Origin of the sequence: Burkholderia sp. ABCPW 14, from assembly GCF_001523835.1 — a bacterium.
GTDB lineage: Bacteria > Pseudomonadota > Gammaproteobacteria > Burkholderiales > Burkholderiaceae > Burkholderia > Burkholderia mayonis.
Genome location: NZ_LOVS01000099.1, coordinates 92,227 through 111,333, shown reverse-complemented (window position 1 = coordinate 111,333; position 19,107 = coordinate 92,227). Strand labels below are relative to the sequence as shown.

Genomic DNA, 19,107 nt, shown 5'->3' with positions numbered 1-19,107 from the left:
TTCATTATAGACGCGCGTCGCGCGCAGCCGCGACGCGCCGCCCCCGGCAAGCCCTGCGCGCTCAGCCGGCCGACGACAGTTTCAGGCCCACGAGCCCGACGACGATCAGCGACGCGCTCGCGATGCGTGCAAGCGTCAGCGCCTCGCCGAGCATCACGATTCCGAAAATGAACGCGCCGACCGCGCCGATGCCCGTCCAGACCGCGTACGCGGTGCCGAGCGGCAGCTCGCGCATCGCGACGGCGAGGAGCCCGAAGCTGCCGAGCGCGGTGACGATCGTGAAAATGGAGGGACCGAGACGCGTGAAGCCCTCGGACGATTTGAGACCGGCCGCCCACGCAACTTCGAGCAGACCGGCGACGAGAAGCCACAGCCAAGGCATGCGGAGACTCTCCATGAGCCAAATGGGGTCGTCCCCGTTGTACATCGCCGGCCCGGGGTCGTCCCCGGGCGGTGAAAGTATAACAAGAGGCTTACAGGCGCGCTGGCCGGGCCTTCGGGCCGAGTAGCCGCCGCCCGCGCGCCGTGCGCCCGGCGCGAATCGCGCCGCGCCGGCGTGCCGGCGTACCGGCCGCATCATTTCGACTCGGGTTTCCGGCCATGCTGCGCGATCGGCCAGCCGTGCGCATCGAGCTGCACGCAGCGGTCGTCGCGGTAGAGCGCCCATTCGTCGCATTCGCGTCCGTCCTTGAACACGCAGATCCCGAACTGACCGCGCGGGCCGTCGTGGATCGCCACCTTGCCGCCGAGCTTTTCGCAATTCACCGACGCCGGATTGGCGAGCGCGGCCGACCGATTCGACGGCAGCGGCTGCGCGAGCGCCGCCGCGGCGCCGATGCCCAATGCACAACCGCACAGTAGACGGACGAGCATGGTTGAGTTCCTCGTTGTGATTGTCGAGCGCTCAGCATAAGAGAAAAACGCGCGCGGCGGCGTCAGGCGCGGCCGACGCCGCACTCGGTTCGGGCGCCGCGACCGGCTGGCGGGTACGATTTGCGCGGTCTGCGTGGCCTGCGCGGCTGGCAAAGCAAGGCGCGGCGAAGCGCGGTGAGGCACGACGCCGCGCCGCGACGAGCAATACGGCCCGCCGGCGCGCGCCCGCAACGCCCGCTGCGTCAACCCGCGCCGACGAGCCGGTACCCGACGCCCGTCTCGGTAACGATGTGCTGCGGCTGCGCGGGATCGGCCTCGAGCTTCTGCCGCAGGTGTGCCATATAGATCCGCAGGTAATGATGGCTCTCGACGTGCGTCGGTCCCCAGACATCGCGCAGCAACTGCCGGTGCGTGAGCACGCGGCCCGCATGCCGCACGAGCGTCGCGAGCAGCCGATACTCGAGCGGCGTCAGATGGACGACCTCGCCGCCGCGCCACACGCGCCGCAGCGCGAGGTCGACGGACACGTCGCCGAACTTCACGAGCGGCGACTCAGCCGCGCCGCCCTGATTGCGCCGCCGCAGATGCGCGCGAATCCGCGCGAGCAGCTCGGACACGCCGAACGGCTTCGTCAGATAGTCGTCGGCGCCCGCGTCGAGCGCGGCCACCTTCTCTTCCTCGTGCGTGCGCGCCGACAGCACGATCACCGGCATCTCGGACCAGCCGCGCAGCTCGCGAATCACGTCGAGGCCGTCGCCGTCAGGCAGGCCGAGATCGACGATCGCGAGATCGGGCTTGCGCGTCGCGGCTTCGATCAGGCCCTGGCGGCCCGTTTCGGCGTCGAACACGGCAATCCCCTCTTCCTCGAGCGCGCTGCGCACGAAACGGCGGATTTGTTTTTCGTCTTCGATCAGGACGACGGTGACGGTCGGTTCACTCATGGGCAGGCGGATGTTCGTTGGATACGGGCGCCGGCGCGCCGTCGTCACGTTGTGGCGCGGGCGCCGCCGAAGCGGATCGGGCGCGCTCGCCGGCGGGAGCGGAGGCAGGCGTTCCGGCAGCGCGTTCGCCGCCGCGTCCGCGTTCATCGGCGACGCGCTCGTCGGCCGCGAAACCGCCCGGCGCGCGCGGCCCGGCGGCGGATTCGCCAATCGCGCCGCCGAGCGCGGCGTTGCCTGCGCCAGCGCCTTCATTCGCCTCGGCGTCCGCCTCCTCGTCGACGACGCCGGGCTCGGGCGGCGGCGTCTCGACCGGCAGCGTGAACCAGAAGCGCGCGCCCTCGACCTCGCCGCCGGGCCCGACCCGGTTGAGCGCACCGATTTTACCGCCGTGCGCGTCGACGATCGCGCGACAGATCGCCAGCCCGAGGCCGATGCCGGGCGTCGCCGATTCCTTCTCGCCGCGCGTGAATTTCTCGAAGATCCGCGTCTCCATGCCGGCCGGCAGCCCCGGGCCGCGATCGTCGACGAACACGCGCACGAACGGCCGGCCGTCGTCGACGATGCGCTCCGCGCCGATCTCGATCGGCGTATCGAGCGGCGTGTACTTCGCCGCGTTCTCGAACAGGTTCGCGAAGAGCCGCTCCATCAGCACCGCGTCCATCTGCAGCAGCGGCAGGTCGGCGGGCAGCCGCACCCGCGCCGGATGGCGCGCGAGCACGCGCTTGCACGCGGCGAGCGCCGCGCCGACCGTCTCCTCGAGCAGCGACCACTGGCGCTTGAGCTGCAGGCTGCCCGCCTGCAGCCGCGCCATGTCGAGCAGGTTCGTGACGATTCCCGTCATCCGCAGCGCCTCGTCGTGAATCGCCTCGACGAGCTCGTCCTCGCGCGCGGGCGGGCCGCCGCCGTTGCGCACCGCGCCGCGCGCGTTCGCGAGCATCGACGACAGCCCGACGATCGCCGTGAGCGGCGTGCGCAGATCGTGCGAGATCGCCGACAGCAGCGAGTTGCGCAGCCGCTCGGACTCCATGTTGACGAGCGCGTCGCGCGCGATGTCGACGTAGTGGACACGCTCGAGCGCGAGCGCGATCTGCGCGGCGAACGCGTCGATCATCCGCTGCTGCTCCGGCACCTCGAGCTCGCGCGAATCCTTCGCGACGACGGCGAGCACGCCGCGCGTGCGCATCGGCGCCTTCAGCGGCAGATAGAGCGCGGCGGCGGCGGGCAGCGTGTCGGTGCCGTGGCCCGCCGGCTTCTGCTGGTCGTACACCCATTGGCCGACGTCGATGTCGAGCGCCGCGCCCGTGATCGTCACCGTCTCGTCGGGATTCTCGATCTTCTGCTGGACCTTGTCGCCGCTGTCGGGCAAGAGGATCGCGACGCGCGCGCGGAACACCTCGGAGACGTGCCGGCTGCCGATCTCGACGATCTGCTCGGCCGTCAGCGCCGCCGCGAGCTCGCGCGCCATCGCGTACATCGCGCTCGTGCGCCGCTCGCGGCGGCGCGCGATATACGCGCCGCGCGTGAGGCTCGACGTCAGATGGCTGATCACGAGCGACGTGAGCAGCATCCCGAAAAAAGTCAGCAGATACTGCGTATCCGACACGGAGAACGACATCCGCGGCGGCACGAAGAAGAAATCGAACGCGGCGACCGACAGGAACGACTGCACGACGCCCGGCCCGCGCCCGAGGCGCACCGCCGAGAACACGACGCCGAGCAGGTACAGCATCACGAGGTTGGTCAGGTCGAGCTGGCTGTGCAGCAGGTTCGCGACGACCGTGATCAGCGCGCAGATCGTCGCCGCATAGCCGTAGTTGCGCGGCGGCGAGCGGCCGTCGACGACGCTCGAGAACGCGTCGCGCCATGCGCGCGCGCCCGGATCGAGCGGCGTGCGCGCATCTTCGCTCGCCGACGCGCGGATCAGCATCAGGTCGACGTCGCCCGAGCGCTCCGCGAGCTGCTCGCCGAAGGGCCGCGAGAAGCGGCGCAGGAAGCCGCTCTTCGACGAGCCGCCCGCGACGATCTTCGACACGTTGCGCACCTGCGCATAGCCGATCAGCGCGGCGACCGCGTCCGCGCCCGTCAGCGTCGCCGTCTCGGCGCCGAGCTCGGCCGCGAGCTTCAATGCGTTGAGCGTGCGCTGCCTGACCGCGCCCGGCAGCCGCGCGAGCCGCGGTGTTTCGACGTACACGGCGAGCCAGTCGGCCTTCAGGCTTGCGGCGAGGCGCGCGGCCGCCCGCACGAGCGTCGGCGCCTCGGGGCCGGGGCCGACGCACACGAGCAGGCGTTCGCGCGCCTGCCAGATCCGCTGGATCGAGCGGTCCGCGCGGTACTCGCGCATCTGCGCGTCGACGCGGTCGGCCGTGCGGCGCAGCGCGAGCTCGCGCAGCGCGATCAGGTTGCCCTTGCGGAAAAAGTTGCGCACCGCCCGCTCGGCCTGCTGCGCCAAATAGACCTTGCCTTCGCGCAGCCGGCTCAGCAGCTCCTCGGCCGGCAGGTCGACGAGCGTGACTTCGTCGGCGACGTCGAACACGCGATCGGGCACGGTTTCCCACACGCGGATGCCCGTGATCGCGCCGACCACGTCGTTCAGGCTCTCGAGATGCTGGACGTTGACGGTCGTGTAGACGTCGATGCCCGCGTCGAGCAGCTCGTACACGTCCTGCCAGCGCTTCAGGTGCCGCGCGCCGGGCACGTTCGAGTGCGCGAGCTCGTCGACGAGGACGAGCTGCGGGCGGCGCGCGAGCGCCGCGTCGAGATCGAACTCGCCGAGCGTGCGGCCGCGGTATTCGATCCGCGCGAGCGGCAGCACGTCGAGCCCGTCGAGGAGCGACGCCGTTTCGCTGCGGCCGTGCGTCTCGACGATGCCGACGACGACGTCGACGCCTTCCTGCTTGCGCGCGCGCGCGGCCAGCAGCATCGCGTAGGTCTTGCCGACGCCCGCCGACGCGCCGAAGAAAACCTTCAGCTTGCCGCGCTGCTGCTTTTCCTCTTCCCGTTGAATCTTGTCGAGAAGCTGGTCAGGATCGGGACGGTTCATGCGAGGCCGAGGTCTCCGGTTGGCGGCTGAAGTTCATTGTCGTTCCAAAACGCCCCAAAAGGAAAGGACGACGCCGAGGCGGCGTCGTCCGGATGTCGTGGCGGCAAAGGCGGCGGCGCGCTCACGCCGCCGCTTTCGCCGCGATCGCCGCGATCGCGCCCGCGCGGCCTCGCGGACGGCGCGGCGCTCCCCGGCGTCTCGCGTCAATGCGCGGCCCGCGCGGCATCGAGCGCGAGGTTCAGCTTCAGCACGTTCACGCGCGGCTCGCCGAGCACGCCGAACTGCCGGCCTGCCGTATTGTCCGCAACGAGCTGCCGCACCGCGTCTTCCGCCATCTTGCGTGCTTGCGCGACGCGCGCGACCTGGTAGTCGGCCGCGGCCGGGCTGATTTCCGGATCGAGGCCGCTCGCCGACGCCGTCACGAGATCGACGGGCACGGGCCTCGACAGATCGGTGCCCGCCGCCTTCAGCGCGTCGAGCCGTCCTTTCACCTGGTCCTTGAGCGACGGATTGAGCGGCCCGAGGTTCGAGCCGCCCGAGCCCGTCGCGTTGTACGGCATCGGGCTCGTCGCGGACAGGCGGCCCCAGAAGTACTGCGGCGCATCGAACTGCTGGCCGATCAGCGCGGAGCCGACGACCAAGCCGCCCTTCTCGATGAGGCTGCCGTTCGCCTGCGACGGAAACACGGCCTGGCCGAAAGCCGTCATCACGGCCGGATACGCGAGCCCCGTCACGGCGGCCAGCACGACGAACACGACGATGAGCGGACGAAACAGTGATTTCATGGCGATGTTCCTTTAAACCCAGCCGAGCGCGGCGAGCACGACGTCGATCAGCTTGATGCCGACGAACGGCACGAGAATCCCGCCGAGCCCGTAGACGAACAGATTGCGGCGCAGCAGCGACGCGGCGCCGAGCGCGCGGTAGCGCACGCCCTTTAGCGCGAGCGGAATCAAGAGCACGATGATGAGCGCGTTGAAGATCACGGCCGACATGATCGCCGACGCGGGCGTCGCGAGATGCATCACGTTCAGCGCGTTCAGTTGCGGATAGGTCGTCGCGAACGCGGCCGGGATGATCGCGAAGTACTTCGCGATGTCGTTGGCGATCGAGAACGTCGTGAGCGAGCCGCGCGTCATCAGCATCTGCTTGCCGATCTCGACGATCTCGATCAGCTTGGTCGGATTCGAATCGAGGTCGACCATGTTGCCCGCTTCCTTCGCCGCCTGCGTGCCCGAGTTCATCGCGACCGCCACGTCCGCCTGCGCGAGCGCCGGCGCGTCGTTCGTGCCGTCGCCCGTCATCGCGACGAGCCGGCCCGCCGCCTGATGCTCGCGGATCGTCGACAGCTTCGCCTCGGGCGTCGCTTCCGCGAGGAAGTCGTCGACGCCCGCTTCCGCCGCGATCGCCGCGGCCGTCAGCCGGTTGTCGCCCGTCACCATCACGGTCTTGATGCCCATCTTGCGCAGCTCGGCGAAGCGCTCCTTGATGCCGCCCTTCACGATGTCCTTCAGCTCGATCACGCCGAGCACGCGCGCGACGTCCTGGCCGCCCGCATCGGCATGCTTCTGCGCGACGACGAGCGGCGTGCTGCCGCGCCGCGCGACGTCCGTCACCACGTTCGCCACTTCGGCCGGGAAGCGGCCGCCGTTCGCCTCGACGTATTTCTTCACCGCGTCGGCCGCACCCTTGCGAATCTCGCGGCCCGGCGCCCCGGAGGAAGTCCCATGGGGTGACAGATCGACGCCGCTCATCCGCGTCTGCGCGGAGAACGACAGGAACGTCGCGTGCAGCGAGGCCATGTCGCGCTGGCGGATGTTGAAGCGCTCCTTCGCGAGCACGACGATGCTGCGGCCTTCCGGCGTCTCGTCGGCGAGCGACGACAACTGGGCCGCGTCGGCGAGCATCACTTCGGTCACGTCCGGCGCCGGCAGGAACGTCGACGCCTGGCGGTTGCCGAGCGTGATCGTGCCCGTCTTGTCGAGCAGCAGCACGTCGACGTCGCCCGCCGCCTCGACCGCGCGGCCCGACGTCGCGATCACGTTCGCCTGCATCATCCGGCTCATCCCGGCGACGCCGATCGCGGACAAGAGGCCGCCGATCGTCGTCGGGATCAGGCACACAAGCAGCGCGACGAGCGCGGTGATCGTCACGACATGGCCCGCCTTCATCGCTTCGACGGAGAACATCGAGAACGGCAGGAGCGTCGCGGTCGCGAGCAGCATCACGATCGTCAGCGCGACGAGCAGGATCGTCAGCGCGATCTCGTTCGGCGTCTTCTTGCGCTTCGCGCCTTCGACCATCGCGATCATCCGGTCGAGGAACGCCTCGCCCGGGTTCGCCGTCACCTGGACGACGATCCAGTCGGACAAGACGCGCGTGCCGCCCGTCACCGACGAGAAGTCGCCGCCCGACTCGCGGATCACGGGCGCCGATTCGCCGGTGATCGCCGATTCGTCGACCGACGCGACGCCATCGATCACCTCGCCGTCGGCGGGAATCGTGTCGCCCGCCTCGACGAGCACGACGTCGCCGCGGCGCAGATCCGATGCCGTCGTGATGCGCACGGGCGACTTCGGATGCGGCTCGTTGAGCTTCTTCGCCATCACGTCCTTCTTCGCGCTGCGAAGCGACGCGGCCTGCGCCTTCGAGCGGCCTTCGGCGAGCGCCTCGGCGAAGTTCGCGAACAGCACGGTAAACCACAGCCACAGCGTGACCGCGAGAATGAAGCCCGCGGGCGCCTCGGCCTGCCCCATCAGCGCGGCGACCCACAGGATCGTCGTCAGGACGCTGCCGACGTACACGCAGAACATCACCGGGTTGCGGAACTGCGTGCGCGGCGTGAGTTTCTTGAACGAATCGACGATCGCCGGGCGCACGAGCGCCGGGTCGAACATCGATCGCGTAGTGGAATGTTGAGTCATTGCAATCCTCAGATGCGCATCGCCGGTCGACCGGCTTTGCGCGAGTCCTCTCGTGGCGTATGCGCGTTCAATGCGCGCCGACGAACAGCATCAGGTGCTCGACGCCCGGGCCGAGCGCGAGCGCCGGCACGTAGGTGAGCGCGCCGACGAGCAGCACCGTGCCGAGCAGCAGCACGACGAAGAGCGGGCCGTGCGTCGGCAGCGTGCCGCTCGTCGCGGCGATGCGCTTCTTCGCGGCGAGCGAGCCCGCGATCGCGAGTACCGGCACGATCGTGCCGAAGCGGCCGAACCACATCGCGATCGCCGTCATCCAGTTGTAAAACGGCGTGTTGACGGACAGGCCGGCGAACGCGCTGCCGTTGTTGTTCGCCGCCGAGCTGAACGCGTACAGGATCTCCGAGAAGCCGTGCGGGCCGGGGTTCGCGATGCCCGCGCGGCCCGCGTCGGCGAGCACGGCGATCGACGTGCCGACGAGCACGAGAAGCGGCGTCAGCAGCACGACGATCGACACCATCTTCATCTCGTACGACTCGATCTTCTTGCCGACGTACTCGGGCGTGCGGCCGATCATCAGGCCCGCGACGAACACCGCGAGGAGCGCGAACACGAGCATCCCATAGAGGCCGGAGCCGACCCCGCCGAAGATCACCTCGCCGAGCTGCATCAGGAGCATCGGCACGAGGCCGCCGACGGGCGTCAGCGAATCGTGCATCGCGTCGACCGCGCCGCACGACGCGGCCGTCGTCGCGACGACGAAAATGCCCGTCTGCGCGATGCCGAAGCGCGTTTCCTTGCCCTCCATGTTGCCGCCCGCCTGCAGCGCGCTCGGCGCCTGGTCGACGTTCAGCGCCGCGAGCACGGGCGTGCCGCCCTGCTCCGCGCTCGTCTCGACGCCGATCGCGACCGCGAGCGCGACCGTCATCGCGGCGAGCACCGCGACGCCCTGCCGGCGATCGCCGATCACGCTGCCGAACACGAGGCAAAGCGCGGCCGGAATGATCAGGATCGAGAAGATCTCCAGGAAGTTCGAGAACGGCGTCGGGTTCTCGAACGGATGCGCGGAGTTGCCGTTGAAGAAGCCGCCGCCGTTCGTGCCGAGCATCTTGATCGCTTCCTGCGACGCGACGGGCCCCATCGCGAGCGTCTGCGACTTCACGGGCGTTTGCACCGTCACCGGGCTGCCTTTCGCGTCCTTGACGGGATTGCCCTGCGCGTCGAGCTTCGGCGCCGCGTAGGTGGTCGTCTGCAGCGTCGGCACGTCCTGGTACGCCTTCAGGTTCTGGATCACACCCTGGCTCATCAGGAGCGCGGCGATGATCGCGGCCATCGGCACGAGCACGTAGAGCGTCACGCGCGTCACGTCAACCCAGAAGTTGCCGATCGTCTGCGCGGTATGGCGGGCGAAGCCGCGGATCAATGCGATCACGACGACGATGCCCGTCGCCGCCGACAGGAAGTTCTGCACGGTCAGGCCGAGCATCTGCGTCAGATAGCTGACGGTCTGCTCGGGCGTGTAGTCCTGCCAGTTCGTGTTCGTGACGAACGAGACGGCGGTGTTGAACGCGCCGTCGACCGTCATCGGGCCGAAGCCTTGCGGATTGGCCGGCAGCAGGCCCTGCACGCGCAGCAGCGCGTAGAGGAACAGCACGCCGAGCGCGTTGAACGCGATCGTCGCGACCGCGTATTGCTTCCAGCTCATCTCGGCCTGCGGATCGACGCCGGCGATCCGGTAGAGCACGCGCTCGAGCGGGCCGAATATGCGCACGACAGCCGACGAGCCGTCCGTCACGCGCGTCAGATAACGCGCGACCGGCACCGCGGCCGCGATCAGAACGACGATGAAAAGCGCCGCCTGCAACAGATTGTTCGCGTTCATTCGATGTCCTCCGCGCGCAGCAGCGCATAGACGAGATACGCGAACAGCAGGAACGTCGACGCCCCCGCCAACCACAACATCCAGCTCATGCACGCCCCCCGCGACCGTATTGCGCGAGCTTCTCGCAACCGGCGATCAGCGCGAGTATCAACCCCGTGAAAAGCGCCAGACCGCCTATGTAAACCGCATCCATTTTTGTTTCTCCGTGTTCCAAATCGAACCGGTGAAACGTTAGAGGATCGCGTGTAAAGGGCAGGTCAAAGGTTCGAAGGGGGATGTAAAAAACGCGTAAACGCCGAAGGGCACGCAGCCGGCGCGCGGCATGCCATCCGGCGTCGGGCGGCGCGGCGCGCCTTGCGGCCAGCAACCGTCCCGTGCATGGCGCCGCTGCATGGAGTGGCGCGGCGGCCGGATGCAGGAGCCGCGTGAGCAGCGTCGTGACGCTGCTCGCTCCCGTAGCCGAGTTCGAGCGTCGTTTGCGTGATCGGCGTGATCGACAGGCCGCGCGCGAACTCGTCGACCGCACGCGCGACGCGCAAGTGTTCTCGCCGGCGCGCGAACGTCATCCCCGTTTCCGCGGCGAAAAGGCGCGTCAGCGCGCGCTGGCTCGCATGCGCGCGCGCGGTCGGCGCGCGCCGACCTCGGCGCATCCGCCTCGGGAGACGAGACGCGCGCCCGCGTGGTCAAGGCACCAGGATCGTCGATCCCGTCGTGCGCCGCGCCTCGAGATCGCGGTGCGCCTGCGCGACGTTCTCGAGCGGATAGCGCTGCTGGATGCTCGTCTTCACGCGCCCCGACGTGAGCACGTCGAACAGCTCGGCCGCGTTGCGATCGAGATCCTCGCGCTTCGCGATGTACGAGAACAGCGTCGGCCGCGTGAAAAACAGCGAGCCGCGCGACGAGAATTCCTTCGAGTCGATCGGCGGCAGCGGCCCGGACGCGTTGCCGAAGCTGACGAAAAGCCCGAGCGGCGCGAGGCAGTCGAGCGAGCCGACGTACGTGTCCTTGCCGATCGAGTCGTAGACGACCGGCACGCCCGCGCCGTTCGTGATTTCCTTCACGCGTTCGGTGAAGTTCTCGCGCGTATAGACGATCGGATGGTCGCAGCCGTGCGACTTCGCGAGCGCGGCCTTCTCGTCGGAGCCGACCGTGCCGATCACCGTCGCGCCGAGCGCCTTCGCCCACTGGCAGACGAGGAGGCCGACGCCGCCCGCCGCCGCGTGGATCAGGATCGTGTCGCCCGGCTTGACCGGATGCGTGCGGCGCAGCAGATACTGCGCGGTCAGGCCCTGCAGCATTGCCGACGCCGCGTCGTCGTAACCGATGCCGTCCGGCAGCTTGACGAGCTTCGCGGCGGACAGCACGCGCTCCTGCGCGTAGGCGCCCGGCGGCTGCGCGACATAGGCGACGCGGTCGCCCGGCTTGAGCGTCGTCACGCCGCCGCCGATTTCCGTGACCTCGCCCGCCGCCTCCATGCCGAGGCCGCCCGGCAGCGGCTGCGGGTAAAGGCCGGTGCGGAAATAGACGTCGATGTAGTTGAGGCCGACCGCGTGCTGCCTGATGCGGACTTCGCCCGGCTGCGGCGCGCCGACATCGACGTCGACCCACTTCATGACTTCCGGGCCGCCCGGCTGGTCGTAACGAATTGCCTTCGGCATGCTGGCTCTCCTGGTTGCGTTGAGCGTTGAATTCGGAATCGGCTGGCGCGCCCGGGCGATGCGCGGGCGCGCGGAATGCGTGGACGGGCGCGCCGTCCGCGACGAGCGGGCGAAACGAGACGCGCGCCCGACGACGCTGCCGCCGCCGGCGCACGCTCGCGCCGCGCCGCGCCGCGCCGCGCCGCAAGATTGTCGCGCGTTGTGAGAACGCTTGCAGGACTTGGCTTCGACGCGGAGTCGATGCGTCATCGAAAAGGAAACCGGCCGGCCTGCGCCGGCGGACGGCGCAAGCGCTGCGCCGCGCCGCGCGGCAGCCACGACAAGCGCGCCGCCACGCGTTCAGCGAACGGCGGCACGGTCGAATCGCAACGGGGAAGCGCCGGCGCGCCCGCCCAACCCCGATCCCGGCCACGCCGCATCATCCGCTCGCGGCGCGCCGCGCCGCTCACGCCTTCGCCGCGAGCCGGCGCGTCAGGTCGTCGAGCAGCATGCGCGCCGTCGCGACGTTGGTCGCGACCGGCACGTCGTGCACGTCGCACGCGCGCACGAGCGCGGTGATGTCCGGATCGTGCGGCTGCGCGGTCATCGGATCGCGCAGGAAGATCACGACGTCGACGCGTCCGTCCGCAAGCTCCGCGCCGATCTGCAAGTCGCCGCCGAGCGGCCCCGACAGCTTGCGCTCGACTTCGAGCCCGAGCGCCTGCGCGATCCGTCCGCCCGTCGTGCCCGTCGCGACGAGCCGGCATTGCGCGAGCGTCGGCCGGTAGGCGCTCGCGAGCGCGACGATTTCATCCTTCTTCGCATCGTGCGCGATCAGCGCAATGCGGGGTGTGCTCATCTGCGAATCCTTTTCTGCTGACCTATCGATGCGGGTCGAGCCCGCGCGCCGCGTGCGACCGCGGCCGGCGCCCACGCGCCGCATCGCCACTTTACGGGCTGCGGGCCCGGGACGAGACACTCAAAACGTGCCGGGATACGCGCCGCCGTCGAGCAGCCAGTTCTGCCCGGTGATGTAGCCCGCGTGGACGCTGCACAGGAACGCGCACGCCGCGCCGAACTCGTCGGGCGTGCCGAGGCGCTTCGCCGGAATCTCGTTCGTGCGCCGCGCGCGCAGCGCGTCGACTGTCGCGCCTTGCGCCTTCGCCGCGGCGGCGAGCGTCGTCGCAATCCGGTCGGTGTCGAAGAGGCCCGGCAGCAGGTTGTTGATCGTCACGTTGTGCTCGGCGACCTTGCGCGCGAGCCCCGCGACGAAGCCCGTGAGGCCCGAGCGCGCGCCGTTCGACAGCGCGAGCACGTCGATCGGCGCCTTCACGGCCGAGCTCGTGATGTTGACGATGCGGCCGAAGCGGCGCGCGATCATCCCGTCGACGCTCGCGCGGATCAGCTCGATCGGCGTCAGCATGTTCGCCTCGAGCGCGCGAATCCAGTCGTCGTGCGAGAAATCGCGAAAGTCACCGGGCGGCGGGCCGCCCGCGTTCGTCACGAGGATGTCGGGCTGCGGGCACGCGGCGAGCGCGGCCGCGCGGCCTTCGGGCGTCGTGATGTCGCACGCGACGGCCGTCACGTCGGCGCCCGTCTTCGCACGGATGTCGGCCGCGGCGGCATCGAGCGTCTGCCGCGTGCGCGCGACGATCACGAGCTTCGCGCCCTCGGCCGCGAGCGCTTGCGCACAGCCGCGCCCGAGCCCCTTGCTGGCCGCGCACACGAGCGCGGTCCGTCCTGCGATTCCCAGATCCATTGAACGTGTTCCTTGCCGATGTCTGTGTGACGAAATCCCTCGCCGACGGGGCCGCCGGACGCTCCGCCCGCGCGTTCCCCGCCGCCTGCGACCGAACGCGCGTCGAAGCGCGCGTCGAAACGCCGATAATATCCGGATCGCGAGCGTTCATCTTCGGTAAACTTGCGGCTGTTCCGCGCGCGCACTGCCGACCCAGCCCGCCCGCCGTCCCCGAATCCCTTGAGCCGCCGCCCCATGAAACAGGACAGCCGTTTTCCGAATCTCTTCATCCTCGACCATCCGCTGATCCAGCACAAACTCACGCACATGCGCGACAAGGACACGTCGACGCGCACGTTCCGCGAGCTCTTGCGCGAAATCACGCTGCTGATGGGCTACGAGATCACCCGCAACCTGCCGATCACGACGAAGCGGGTCGAAACCCCGCTCGTCGAGATCGACGCGCCCGTGATCGCCGGCAAGAAGCTCGCGATCGTGCCCGTGCTGCGCGCGGGCGTCGGGATGTCGGACGGCCTGCTCGAGCTGATTCCGTCGGCGCGCGTCGGCCACATCGGCGTGTACCGCGCCGACGACCACCGCCCGGTCGAATACCTGGTGCGCCTGCCCGACCTCGAAGACCGGATCTTCATCCTGTGCGATCCGATGGTCGCGACGGGCTATTCGGCCGCCTACGCGATCGACGTGCTCAAGCACCGCGGCGTGCCGGGCAACCGGATCATGTTCCTCGCGCTCGTCGCGGCGCCGGAAGGCGTGCAGGTGTTCCAGGACGCGCATCCGGACGTGAAGCTCTACGTCGCGTCGCTCGACTCGCACCTCGACGACCACGCATACATCGTCCCGGGCCTGGGCGACGCGGGCGACCGCCTGTTCGGCACGAAAAACTGACGGGAAAAAACGGCGATTCGTGCGGGCGCGGGCCATGCCCCGCCGCCCGCTCGCGCGCGGCCACCCCTCGGCGCGCCGCGGTTCGCGCGCGGTTCCGCGGCGGTTCGGCCATCGCCCGGCCGCCAAACGGCGCACCGTCGCGTGATAAAATCTCGTTCCACTCGACAACGCGCGGCCCAAGCGGCGCTCGCCCGCTCACGCGGCCGCCGGACTCAACGACAGACACATTGCTAAACGCCGGCGCGGCATGCGCGCGGGCGGACGGAGAAAAGTATGGCTGGTCACTCGAAATGGGCCAACATCAAGCATAAGAAAGCGGCAGCCGATGCGAAGCGCGGCAAGATCTGGACGCGCCTCATCAAGGAAATCCAGGTAGCGGCGCGCCTCGGCGGCGGTGATCCGAACTCGAACCCGCGCCTGCGTCTCGCGGTCGACAAGGCGGCCGACGCGAACATGCCGAAGGACAACGTGAAGCGCGCGATCGACCGCGGCGCCGGCGGCGCGGACGGCGCGAACTACGAAGAGATCCGCTACGAAGGCTACGGCATCGGCGGCGCGGCGATCATCGTCGACACGCTGACCGACAACCGCACCCGCACCGTCGCCGAAGTGCGCCACGCGTTCTCGAAGTTCGGCGGCAACATGGGCACCGACGGCTCGGTCGCGTTCATGTTCGATCACGTCGGCCAGTTCCTGTTCGCGCCGGGCACGTCGGAAGACGCGCTGATGGACGCGGCGCTCGAAGCGGGCGCGAACGACGTGAACACGAACGACGACGGCTCGATCGAAGTGCTGTGCGACTGGCAGGAATTCTCGAAGGTGAAGGACGCGCTCGAAGCTGCAGGCTTCAAGGCCGAACTCGCCGAAGTCACGATGAAGCCGCAGAACGAGGTCGAGTTCACCGGCGAAGACGCGGCGAAGATGCAAAAGCTCCTGGACGCGCTCGAAAATCTCGACGATGTGCAGGAGGTCTACACGAACGCCGTCGTCGTCGAGGAATGAACGTTGAGCGGCCGCACTTTCCGGCGAAAGGCGGCCGCAGCCGAATTTCGCGGCCGGCCCGCTTCGTGCGCGCCGGCCGTCCTATTTTCTAGTCTGCGGGGAATCCCATGAAACTACTCGTCGTCGGCTCCGGCGGCCGCGAACATGCGCTCGCCTGGAAGCTCGCCCAGTCGCCGCGCGTCCAGCTCGTCTATGTGGCGCCCGGCAACGGCGGCACCGCGCAGGACGAGCGCCTGAAGAACGTCGATCTGAGCTCGCTCGACGATCTCGCCGATTTCGCCGAGTCCGAAGGCGTCGCGTTCACGCTCGTCGGCCCGGAAGCGCCGCTCGCGGCGGGCATCGTCAACCATTTCCGCTCGCGCGGCCTGAAGGTCTTCGGCCCGACGAAGGAAGCGGCGCAACTCGAGAGCTCGAAGGATTTTGCGAAGGCGTTCATGAAGCGCCACGGCATTCCGACCGCCGACTACGAAACCTTCACCGACGCGGCTGCCGCGCACGCGTACCTCGACACGAAGGGCGCGCCGATCGTCGTGAAGGCCGACGGCCTCGCGGCCGGCAAGGGCGTCGTCGTCGCGGCGACGCTGGAAGAGGCGCATGAGGCCGTCGACATGATGCTGTCCGGCAACAAGCTCGGCGACGCCGGCGCGCGCGTCGTGATCGAGGCGTTCCTCGACGGCGAGGAAGCGAGCTTCATCGTGATGGTCGACGGCAAGAACGCGCTCGCGCTCGCGTCGAGCCAGGATCACAAGCGCCTCCTCGACGGCGACCGCGGCCCGAACACGGGCGGCATGGGCGCGTACTCGCCCGCGCCGATCGTCACGCCGCAGATGCACGCGCGCGTGATGCGCGAGATCATCATGCCGACCGTGCGCGGGATGGAGAAGGACGGCATCCGCTTCACGGGCTTCCTGTACGCGGGCCTGATGATCGACAAGGACGGCAACCCGCGCACGCTCGAATTCAACTGCCGGATGGGCGACCCGGAGACGCAGCCGATCATGGCGCGCCTGAAGAGCGATTTCTCGAAGGTCGTCGAGCAGGCGATCGCGGGCACGCTCGACACGGTCGAGCTCGACTGGGACCGCCGCACCGCGCTCGGCGTCGTGCTCGCCGCGCACGGCTACCCCGATTCGCCGAGGAAGGGCGACCGGATCAACGGGGTTCCGGCGGAAACCGCGCATTCGGTGACGTTCCACGCGGGCACGACGTTCGACGGCGACAAGCTCGTCACGTCGGGCGGGCGCGTGCTGTGCGTCGTCGGCCTCGCGGATTCGGTGCGCGGCGCGCAGCAGGCCGCGTACGAGACGATCAACCAGATCAACTTCGAGGGCATGCAATACCGCCGCGACATCGGCTACCGCGCGCTCAGCCGCAAGACGGTCTGACGCGCCGCGCCGCCACGCGCCCGCCGGCTTCGCGGCCGGCGCGCCCTCTGCTCTGCCGGGGTTCGCTAGAATGCCCGGCAGAAGCATTTTTTGACGGCGTCCGTCAGACGGACGCCACCCCACATCGATGACCGATTCGACCTACGACGTCAACCGAGTACGCGCGTATCTGCAAGGGCTGCAGACGCGCATCGCCGATGCGCTCGGCGCCTTCGACGGCACCCCGCTCGCCTCCGACGCGTGGCGGCGCGGCCCCGGCGAGCGGCTGCGCGGCGGCGGCTGCACGCGCATCCTCGAAGAAGGCGGCTTCTTCGAGCGCGCGGGCATCGGCTTTTCCGACGTCGCGGGCGACGCGCTGCCGCCGTCCGCGAGCGCCGCGCGTCCGCAGCTTGCCGGGCGCGGCTTCGAGGCGCTCGGCGTGTCGCTCGTGCTGCACCCGCGCAATCCGTACTGCCCGACCGTGCACATGAACGTGCGGATGCTGATCGCGACGAAGCCGGGCGAAGCGCCCGTGTTCTGGTTCGGCGGCGGCATGGATCTGACGCCGATTTACGGCTTCGACGAAGATGCGCAGCATTTCCATCGCACGTGCCGCGCGTCGCTCGACCCGTTCGGCGCCGATCTTTACCCGCGCTTCAAGAAGTGGTGCGACGACTATTTCTTCCTGAAGCACCGCAACGAGGCGCGCGGCGTCGGCGGGATCTTCTTCGACGACTTCTCGGAGCTCGGCTTCGAACGCTCGTTTGAAATGCTGCGAAGCGTCGGCGATGCGTTCCTGCCATCGTACCTGCCGATCGTCGAGCGGCGCCGCGACACGCCGTACGGCGAGCGCGAGCGCGCGTTCCAGGCGTACCGGCGCGGCCGCTACGTCGAGTTCAATCTCGTGTTCGACCGCGGCACGCTGTTCGGCCTGCAAAGCGGCGGGCGCACCGAGTCGATCCTGCTGTCGATGCCGCCGACGGCGAGCTGGCGCTACGACTGGCGTCCGGAACCGGGCACGCCGGAGGCGCGCCTTTACAGCGACTTCCTCGCGCCGCGCGACTGGGCATGAGCCGCTCCGCCGCCCGCCGAGCCGATCCCGCGAAAGGACCCGTTCTGCATCCCGACAACGCCAGCCCGCCCCCGCTGCCGCGCCGCATCGGCATGCTCGGCGGCACGTTCGATCCGATCCACGACGGCCATCTCGCGCTCGCGCGCCGCTTCGCTGGCGTGCTGCGCCTGACCGAGCTCGTGCTGATGCCGGCCGGCCAGCCGTATCAGAAGCAGGACGTCTCGTCGGCCGAGCACCGGCTCGCGATGACCCGCGCGGCGGCGGGCTCGCTCGTGCTGCCGGGCGTCGCCGTCAGCGTCGCGACCGACGAGATCGAGCACGCCGGCCCGACTTACACCGTCGAGACGCTCGAACGCTGGCGCAAGCGGATCGGCCCCGATGCATCGCTGTCGCTGCTGATCGGCGCCGACCAGCTCGTGCGCCTCGACACGTGGCGCGACTGGCGCAGGCTCTTCGACTTCGCGCACGTGTGCGCGGCAACGCGGCCGGGCTTCGACTTCGCGGCGGCGTCGCCCGCCGTCGCGGCCGAGATCGCGAGCCGGCAGGCGAGCGCGGACGTGCTGCAAGCGACGCCCGCCGGGCGCCTGCTGATCGACACGACGCTCTCGCTCGACGTCGCCGCGACCGACATCCGCGCGCATCTGCGCGCATGCATCGCGCGACGCGCGCAGGTGCCCGACGCATCCGCCGAGCACGTGCCCGGCGCCGTCTGGGCCTATATTCTCCAACACCGTCTCTACCATCCCTGATTCCATGGATATCCGCAAACTCCAACGCGTGATCGTCGACGCTCTCGAAGACATCAAGGCGCAAGACATCAAAGTGTTCAACACGAGCCATCTGACCGAGCTGTTCGACCGCGTGATCGTCGCGTCCGGCACGTCGAACCGGCAGACCAAGGCGCTCGCGTCCAACGTGCGCGACAAGGTCAAGGAAGCGGGCGGCGACATCGTCAGCTCCGAAGGCGAGGACACGGGCGAGTGGGTGCTCGTCGACTGCGGCGACGCGGTCGTCCATATCCTGCAGCCTGCGCTGCGCCAGTACTACAACCTCGAGGAAATCTGGGGCGACAAGCCCGTGCGGATGAAGCTGGGCGGCCCGGCGTCGCCGAGTGCGCGCGGCGCGCGCGCCGCCGACGGCGCCGATGAAGACGAGGACGCGGACGACGAAGCCCCCGTCGCGCGCCCGGCCCGCAAGACGACGGCCGCGCGCCGCCGCTGACGCGCCGCCGCTTTCATTGCTTTCGCCGCCATGAAACTGCACATCGTCGCGGTCGGCCACAAGATGCCCGGCTGGATCGCGACCGGCTTCGACGAATATGCGAAGCGGATGCCGCCCGAGCTGCGAATCGAGCTGCGCGAGGTGAAGCCCGAGCTGCGCTCGGGCTCGCGCACGGCCGAGAGCGTGATGGCCGCCGAGAAGCAGCGGATCGAGGCCGCGTTGCCGAAGCACGCGCGCGTCGTCGCGCTCGACGAGCGCGGCCGCGACTGGACCACGATGCAGCTCGCGCAGGCGCTGCCCGCGTGGCAGCAGGACGGCCGCGACGTCGCGTTCGTGATCGGCGGCGCCGACGGGCTCGATCCGGCGCTCAAGTCGCGCGCCGAACTGCTGCTGCGCGTGTCGAGCCTCACGCTGCCGCACGGCATGGTTCGCGTGCTGCTCGCCGAGCAGCTTTACCGCGCGTGGAGCATCACGCAGAATCATCCCTATCATCGCGCGTAGCGGCCGTCGCCC

The 19,107-nt window shown here is 69.4% G+C and carries 19 protein-coding genes; 7 read left to right on the top strand and 12 right to left on the bottom strand.

Annotated features, from left to right (window positions below; translation table 11 throughout):
• Window positions 1-61: 61 nt before the first annotated feature.
• From sugE to WS62_RS15385, 12 genes are all read right to left on the bottom strand, one after another.
• Window positions 62-382: a quaternary ammonium compound efflux SMR transporter SugE gene (gene sugE / locus WS62_RS15455; protein WP_066484698.1), complete on the bottom strand. Its 321-nt coding sequence runs from the start codon at window positions 380-382 to the stop codon at window positions 62-64.
• A gap of 194 nt (window positions 383-576) precedes the next feature.
• The gene (locus WS62_RS15450; protein WP_066572173.1) at window positions 577-873 is read right to left on the bottom strand and encodes a putative hemolysin; all 297 of its coding nucleotides are present in this window, start codon (window positions 871-873) and stop codon (window positions 577-579) included.
• A gap of 242 nt (window positions 874-1,115) precedes the next feature.
• The gene (gene kdpE / locus WS62_RS15445; protein ID WP_066484700.1) at window positions 1,116-1,814 is read right to left on the bottom strand and encodes a two-component system response regulator KdpE; all 699 of its coding nucleotides are present in this window, start codon (window positions 1,812-1,814) and stop codon (window positions 1,116-1,118) included.
• A complete protein-coding gene (locus tag WS62_RS15440; RefSeq protein WP_066572172.1) occupies window positions 1,807-4,854 on the bottom strand; it encodes a DUF4118 domain-containing protein in 3,048 nt (1,015 codons plus the stop codon). The genes kdpE and WS62_RS15440 overlap by 8 nt, the downstream gene beginning before the upstream one ends.
• A gap of 203 nt (window positions 4,855-5,057) precedes the next feature.
• Complete coding sequence (gene kdpC, locus WS62_RS15435; protein WP_066572169.1) at window positions 5,058-5,639, bottom strand: potassium-transporting ATPase subunit KdpC; 582 nt, start codon at window positions 5,637-5,639, stop codon at window positions 5,058-5,060.
• A 12-nt stretch (window positions 5,640-5,651) separates the two neighbouring features.
• Window positions 5,652-7,778, bottom strand: a complete 2,127-nt coding sequence (kdpB, locus tag WS62_RS15430) for a potassium-transporting ATPase subunit KdpB (protein WP_066572168.1) — start codon at window positions 7,776-7,778, stop codon at window positions 5,652-5,654.
• A 67-nt stretch (window positions 7,779-7,845) separates the two neighbouring features.
• On the bottom strand, window positions 7,846-9,654 hold the full coding sequence (kdpA, locus tag WS62_RS15425) for a potassium-transporting ATPase subunit KdpA (RefSeq protein ID WP_066572167.1): 1,809 nt from the start codon (window positions 9,652-9,654) through the stop codon (window positions 7,846-7,848).
• Complete coding sequence (gene kdpF, locus WS62_RS15420) at window positions 9,651-9,743, bottom strand: K(+)-transporting ATPase subunit F (RefSeq protein WP_004550719.1); 93 nt, start codon at window positions 9,741-9,743, stop codon at window positions 9,651-9,653. The genes kdpA and kdpF overlap by 4 nt, the downstream gene beginning before the upstream one ends.
• Window positions 9,744-9,911: 168 nt before the next feature.
• A complete protein-coding gene (locus WS62_RS38810; RefSeq protein WP_082720991.1) occupies window positions 9,912-10,304 on the bottom strand; it encodes a helix-turn-helix domain-containing protein in 393 nt (130 codons plus the stop codon).
• 33 nt (window positions 10,305-10,337) lie between these two features.
• Window positions 10,338-11,312 (bottom strand): quinone oxidoreductase family protein, encoded by a 975-nt coding sequence (locus WS62_RS15405; protein WP_066572162.1) that lies wholly within the window; start codon window positions 11,310-11,312, stop codon window positions 10,338-10,340.
• Between the two features lie 445 nt (window positions 11,313-11,757).
• Window positions 11,758-12,150 (bottom strand): methylglyoxal synthase, encoded by a 393-nt coding sequence (locus WS62_RS15390; RefSeq protein WP_059469502.1) that lies wholly within the window; start codon window positions 12,148-12,150, stop codon window positions 11,758-11,760.
• A gap of 120 nt (window positions 12,151-12,270) precedes the next feature.
• A complete protein-coding gene (locus WS62_RS15385; protein WP_066572155.1) occupies window positions 12,271-13,050 on the bottom strand; it encodes an SDR family oxidoreductase in 780 nt (259 codons plus the stop codon).
• A gap of 234 nt (window positions 13,051-13,284) precedes the next feature.
• On the opposite strand from WS62_RS15385, the gene upp reads away from it, so the two are divergent.
• The 7 genes from upp to rlmH all read left to right on the top strand — a co-directional run bounded on the left by upp (window position 13,285) and on the right by rlmH (window position 19,095).
• Complete coding sequence (gene upp, locus WS62_RS15380; RefSeq protein ID WP_066572152.1) at window positions 13,285-13,935, top strand: uracil phosphoribosyltransferase; 651 nt, start codon at window positions 13,285-13,287, stop codon at window positions 13,933-13,935.
• A gap of 273 nt (window positions 13,936-14,208) precedes the next feature.
• The gene (locus WS62_RS15375) at window positions 14,209-14,937 is read left to right on the top strand and encodes a YebC/PmpR family DNA-binding transcriptional regulator (RefSeq protein ID WP_059596647.1); all 729 of its coding nucleotides are present in this window, start codon (window positions 14,209-14,211) and stop codon (window positions 14,935-14,937) included.
• A 107-nt stretch (window positions 14,938-15,044) separates the two neighbouring features.
• On the top strand, window positions 15,045-16,322 hold the full coding sequence (gene purD, locus WS62_RS15370) for a phosphoribosylamine--glycine ligase (RefSeq protein ID WP_066572151.1): 1,278 nt from the start codon (window positions 15,045-15,047) through the stop codon (window positions 16,320-16,322).
• Between the two features lie 127 nt (window positions 16,323-16,449).
• Window positions 16,450-17,373, top strand: a complete 924-nt coding sequence (gene hemF, locus WS62_RS15365; protein ID WP_066572150.1) for an oxygen-dependent coproporphyrinogen oxidase — start codon at window positions 16,450-16,452, stop codon at window positions 17,371-17,373.
• Window positions 17,370-18,122, top strand: a complete 753-nt coding sequence (locus tag WS62_RS15360) for a nicotinate-nucleotide adenylyltransferase (protein WP_066572147.1) — start codon at window positions 17,370-17,372, stop codon at window positions 18,120-18,122. The genes hemF and WS62_RS15360 overlap by 4 nt, the downstream gene beginning before the upstream one ends.
• A gap of 4 nt (window positions 18,123-18,126) precedes the next feature.
• Window positions 18,127-18,594, top strand: coding sequence for a ribosome silencing factor (gene rsfS / locus WS62_RS15355; protein ID WP_066572144.1), 468 nt, complete (start codon window positions 18,127-18,129; stop codon window positions 18,592-18,594).
• Between the two features lie 30 nt (window positions 18,595-18,624).
• Window positions 18,625-19,095, top strand: coding sequence for a 23S rRNA (pseudouridine(1915)-N(3))-methyltransferase RlmH (gene rlmH, locus WS62_RS15350; RefSeq protein WP_066572141.1), 471 nt, complete (start codon window positions 18,625-18,627; stop codon window positions 19,093-19,095).
• Window positions 19,096-19,107 lie beyond the last annotated feature (12 nt).